Here is a 3,960-nt window from a genome sequence, read left to right as displayed (position 1 = left end):
ATGCGGGAGCCAATCACGTTTTGCCGACAACCAGCACCAGCCGTTTTTCATCAGCTCTGGGAGTCTATGACTTTATTAAGCGCATCCAGTACACCCAGTACAGCCGTGCTGCTGTAGGTGCGGCTGACAAGGATATTACCAGTCTGGCCTATGCAGAGGGCCTGCAGGGACATGCCAAGGCCATCGAAGCCCGCAGACAGGAAAAATAGAAGGAGTTGCCATGAGACAAGCTGAAATCAAGCGTAAAACACAGGAGACTGATATTGAACTGGCTGTCAATCTCGACCAACAGGAACCGGTAGCCATTGAGACTGGTGTCGGATTCTTTGACCACATGCTGACCCTTTTTGCCCGCCACAGTCGGATTTCTCTGACGGTTAAGGCTGAAGGTGACCTATGGGTGGACAGCCACCATACGGTTGAGGATGTGGGCATCGTGCTGGGGCAGGCTCTGCGTCAGGCTTTGGGAGACAAGGCAGGTATCAACCGCTACGGTACTAGCTTTGTGCCCATGGACGAAACGCTGGGTATGGCCAGTCTGGACTTATCCGGTCGCTCCTATCTGGTCTTTGAGGCGGATTTTGACAATCCCAAGCTTGGGAATTTTGATACTGAGCTGGTGGAGGAATTTTTCCAAGCCCTAGCCTTTAATCTGCAGATGAATCTGCACCTGAAAATCCTTCATGGCAAGAACAGCCACCACAAGGTGGAAAGTCTCTTTAAAGCGACTGGACGAGCTCTGCGGGAGGCTATTACGATCAATCCAGAGATTCATGGAGTCAACTCCACCAAGGGCTTGCTCTAGCTTGTCCTTCTGAGTGAAAGGAGTTGATGTAGTGATGATGATTGTTATTGATTATGACGCGGGAAATACAGCCAATGTCCTCCGTGCTCTGGCTCAGGTAGGAGTAGAAGCGCGTCTGTCAGCTGATCCGCAGGAAATTTTAGCTGCCGATGGTTTGATTTTACCAGGTGTTGGTGCTTTTCCTACTGCCATGCAGGAGTTGAAAAGGCGAGGGCTGGTCTCCGTTATCCAGCAGGCTGTGGCCGATGGCAAGCCTCTCTTGGGCATTTGCTTAGGCATGCAGCTCCTGCTGGAGTCTGGATTGGAGAATGGTCAAAGCTTTGGACTGGGCTTGATTCCCGGTGTTTGCCGTAGGATTCCGGACCAGGCTGGTCTGCCTGTGCCTCACATGGGCTGGAATGACTTACAGGTTCAGCAGTCGTCTGCTTTGACAGCTGGTCTAGAGGGCCAGTCAGTCTATTTTGTCCACACCTACTATACAGATGTTCCGGAGGAGTACTTGGATGTGACTGCTGATTATGGGCGACCAATCCCAGCTATGATTCACCGAGGGTCGGTTTTTGGCTGCCAGTTTCACCCAGAAAAGTCTGGTGCTGTCGGTCTCGGTATCCTAGAGAAGTTTAAGGAGTATGTCTATGAAAATACTGCCCGCTATTGATATCAAAGACGGCCAGGCCGTCCGCCTTTTTAAAGGGGATTTTAGCCAGAAGACGGTAGTCAATCCCGATGTCTTGGAGCAAGCTCAAGTTTTCAAAGAAGCTGGGGTTACCATGATTCATGTGGTTGACTTGGACGGAGCCTTAGAAGGTCGGGCGGCCAATCGAGATCTGATTGCCCAGATTAAAGCGGAAACTGGTCTAGCTATCCAAGTAGGGGGCGGCATTCGCAGTCTGGAGCAGATTGAAGATTATCTAGCGGTCGGCATTGACCGTGTCATTATTGGCTCTATGGCTGTTAAGAATCCTGCCTTTGTTGAGGCCGCGCTAGAGAGCTTTGGAAGCAACAAAATCTTGATTGGCATTGATGCGAAAGACGGTCTAGTTGCGACTGAGGGTTGGCTGGAAACCAGCAATCAGGACTATATCAGTCTGGCGCTGGCCATGGAAAAGCTTGGCGTCCGCCTCTTCGTCTATACAGATGTGGACCGAGACGGGACTCTGACTGGCCCTAATATCCAGCATTATCAAAAATTGCTGGCGTCCCTCAAGCATGCTCAAGTCATTTCCTCTGGTGGCATCCAGTCAGCGGATGACTTAAAGGAGCTGAAAAAACTGGGCTTGGCTGGTGCCATTGTGGGTAAGGCCTATTACAGTGGACGAATTAGCCTAGAGCAGATCAAGGAAGCAGAAAGGGGATAGCCATGCTGAAAAAACGAATCATTCCCTGTCTGGATGTCAAGGACGGCCGGGTTGTCAAGGGCATTAACTTTGTCAATCTGACTGATGTGGGAGATCCAGTTGATGCGGCCAGGGCTTACTATGAAGCCGGCTGCGATGAGTTGGTCTTTCTGGACATCACCGCCACCCATGAGGAGCGGGACACGACGGTCGAGATGGTCCGGCGCGTGGCAGAGCAGGTTTTCATTCCCTTTACCGTCGGGGGCGGCATTCGCACGGTTGAGGACATGAAGCGGATGCTCCAGGCTGGGGCGGATAAGGTTGCAGTTAATTCCTCAGCACTGGCAAATCCTCAGCTTTTAGCTGACTGCGCTGAGAAATTCGGCAGTCAATGTGTGGTGCTGGCCGTAGATGCTAAGAAAGAAGCGGATGGCAGCTGGCATGTCTATCTAGCTGGCGGCCGCAAGGACAGCGGTCGCGACCTGTTAGACTGGGTTCAAGAAGCTGTCGGTCTTGGAGCGGGGGAAATTCTTCTGACCAGTATGGACAAGGACGGGACCAAGTCTGGTTTTGACTTACCAATGTTGGAAGCCGTCTCTCAAGTGGTTTCCGTTCCTATCATCGCCTCTGGTGGTGCTGGCAGTAGCCAGCATATCCTAGAAGTTTTTGAAAAGACTGCAGCGACGGGTGCCTTGGCAGCCTCGATTTTCCATTATGGTCAGGTCTCCATCTCAGAGACTAAAAAAGCCATGCAGGAAGCTGGATTGGAGGTGCGCATCTGATGACAGAAATGAAGTTAGATTTCCAAAAACAAGGTGGTCTTATACCTGCCATTATCCTAGACCACACCAGCAAAGAAGTCCTTATGCTGGCCTATCTCAATGAAGAAGCCTACCAGCTGACCCACACCAGTGGTCAGATGTGGTACTGGAGCCGGTCACGTCAGGAGCTTTGGCATAAGGGAGCCACCAGCGGCCACTACCAGACTGTCAAAAAAATCACAACTGACTGCGACCTTGATACCCTGCTGATCGAAGTAGACCAGCTGGGAGCTGCCTGCCACACCGGTGCTAAATCCTGCTTTTTTCATAAAATCTGGGATGAGGGAGACAGCAAAACTGACTAAAAGCTCCCTTGCTTTACTTTAGTACTTGGTTAATGCAAAAATAAAACTAAGACATTAGCCTGCCATTGGAAAGAATTGCTTTTTATAGTAAAATAAGGACAGTAACAAGGAGATACTATGCTAGAAACCCTCTATCAAGAAGCCCTCAAACGCAAAAAAGAGCCCAAGGAAGGCTCCTATACCAGCTATCTCTATGACAAGGGGCTGGACAAGATTCTCAAAAAAGTCGGTGAAGAAGCAACAGAAGTGGTCATTGCGGCTAAAAATGCTGACAAGGACGAGATGGCCAATGAAACAGCTGATCTGCTCTACCATCTGGCGGTCGCTCTCGTCGAGACTGGCGTCAGTTTGGAAGAGGTAGAGGCCGTCCTCCAGGCCCGTCAGGGCAAGCAGAGCCGGATTCACGACCGACCTGAAATTGACCATTACTAAAGGGACACAAGATTTGCAGAAAGGCGGCCCAGCATGCGCGACAACCATCTTCATACCTATTTTTCCTATGATTCTGAGGCAGATTTCTGTGACTATCTGGACCATTACGAGGGCGAGATTGTCACCACTGAGCACTATGATTTGTCCAATCCCTACCCTTACGAAGCTGCCTCGCCCCACGATGATGTGCCTGACTATGAGGCCTATTCAGCAAAAATAGCAGAGCTGAACCAGCAATATGGCAACCGCATCAAAAAGGG

General features: G+C 50.6%; 7 protein-coding genes and 1 pseudogene. All 8 read left to right on the top strand.

Annotated features, from left to right (window positions below):
* A partial coding sequence (locus RWS24_RS10680; RefSeq protein WP_314367418.1) for a histidinol dehydrogenase occupies nucleotides 1-209 on the top strand: 209 nt, incomplete at its 5' end.
* A gap of 11 nt (nucleotides 210-220) precedes the next feature.
* Nucleotides 221-805, top strand: coding sequence for an imidazoleglycerol-phosphate dehydratase HisB (hisB, locus tag RWS24_RS10675; protein ID WP_314367416.1), 585 nt, complete (start codon nucleotides 221-223; stop codon nucleotides 803-805).
* A gap of 34 nt (nucleotides 806-839) precedes the next feature.
* Nucleotides 840-1,463, top strand: a complete 624-nt coding sequence (gene hisH / locus RWS24_RS10670) for an imidazole glycerol phosphate synthase subunit HisH (protein ID WP_314367414.1) — start codon at nucleotides 840-842, stop codon at nucleotides 1,461-1,463.
* The gene (hisA, locus tag RWS24_RS10665) at nucleotides 1,441-2,163 is read left to right on the top strand and encodes a 1-(5-phosphoribosyl)-5-[(5-phosphoribosylamino)methylideneamino]imidazole-4-carboxamide isomerase (RefSeq protein ID WP_314367412.1); all 723 of its coding nucleotides are present in this window, start codon (nucleotides 1,441-1,443) and stop codon (nucleotides 2,161-2,163) included. Before hisH ends, hisA begins: the two co-directional genes overlap by 23 nt.
* A gap of 2 nt (nucleotides 2,164-2,165) precedes the next feature.
* Nucleotides 2,166-2,924: an imidazole glycerol phosphate synthase subunit HisF gene (gene hisF / locus RWS24_RS10660; RefSeq protein ID WP_314367410.1), complete on the top strand. Its 759-nt coding sequence runs from the start codon at nucleotides 2,166-2,168 to the stop codon at nucleotides 2,922-2,924.
* Complete coding sequence (gene hisI, locus RWS24_RS10655) at nucleotides 2,924-3,268, top strand: phosphoribosyl-AMP cyclohydrolase (RefSeq protein ID WP_314367407.1); 345 nt, start codon at nucleotides 2,924-2,926, stop codon at nucleotides 3,266-3,268. Before hisF ends, hisI begins: the two co-directional genes overlap by 1 nt.
* 117 nt (nucleotides 3,269-3,385) lie before the next feature.
* Entirely contained in the window at nucleotides 3,386-3,700 is a 315-nt protein-coding gene (gene hisE, locus RWS24_RS10650; RefSeq protein ID WP_002912754.1) for a phosphoribosyl-ATP diphosphatase, read from the top strand.
* Between the two features lie 33 nt (nucleotides 3,701-3,733).
* Nucleotides 3,734-3,960: pseudogene (locus tag RWS24_RS10645) on the top strand (hypothetical protein); the annotation flags it as partial.

Origin of the sequence: uncultured Streptococcus sp., from assembly GCF_963528215.1 — a bacterium.
Taxonomy (GTDB): Bacteria; Bacillota; Bacilli; order Lactobacillales; family Streptococcaceae; genus Streptococcus.
The sequence above is the reverse complement of the archived record's forward strand: the minus strand, read 5'-3'. Positions and strand labels throughout refer to the sequence as shown.

Bases quoted from the DNA above. Each gene is read 5' to 3' on its own strand.
- hisH (WP_314367414.1), top strand. From the start codon at position 840: ATGATGATTGTTATTGATTATGACGCGGGAAATACAGCCAATGTCCTC.
- hisA (WP_314367412.1), top strand. From the start codon at position 1,441: ATGAAAATACTGCCCGCTATTGATATCAAAGACGGCCAGGCCGTCCGC.
- hisF (WP_314367410.1), top strand. From the start codon at position 2,166: ATGCTGAAAAAACGAATCATTCCCTGTCTGGATGTCAAGGACGGCCGG.
- hisB (WP_314367416.1), top strand. From the start codon at position 221: ATGAGACAAGCTGAAATCAAGCGTAAAACACAGGAGACTGATATTGAA.
- hisE (WP_002912754.1), top strand. From the start codon at position 3,386: ATGCTAGAAACCCTCTATCAAGAAGCCCTCAAACGCAAAAAAGAGCCC.
- hisI (WP_314367407.1), top strand. From the start codon at position 2,924: ATGACAGAAATGAAGTTAGATTTCCAAAAACAAGGTGGTCTTATACCT.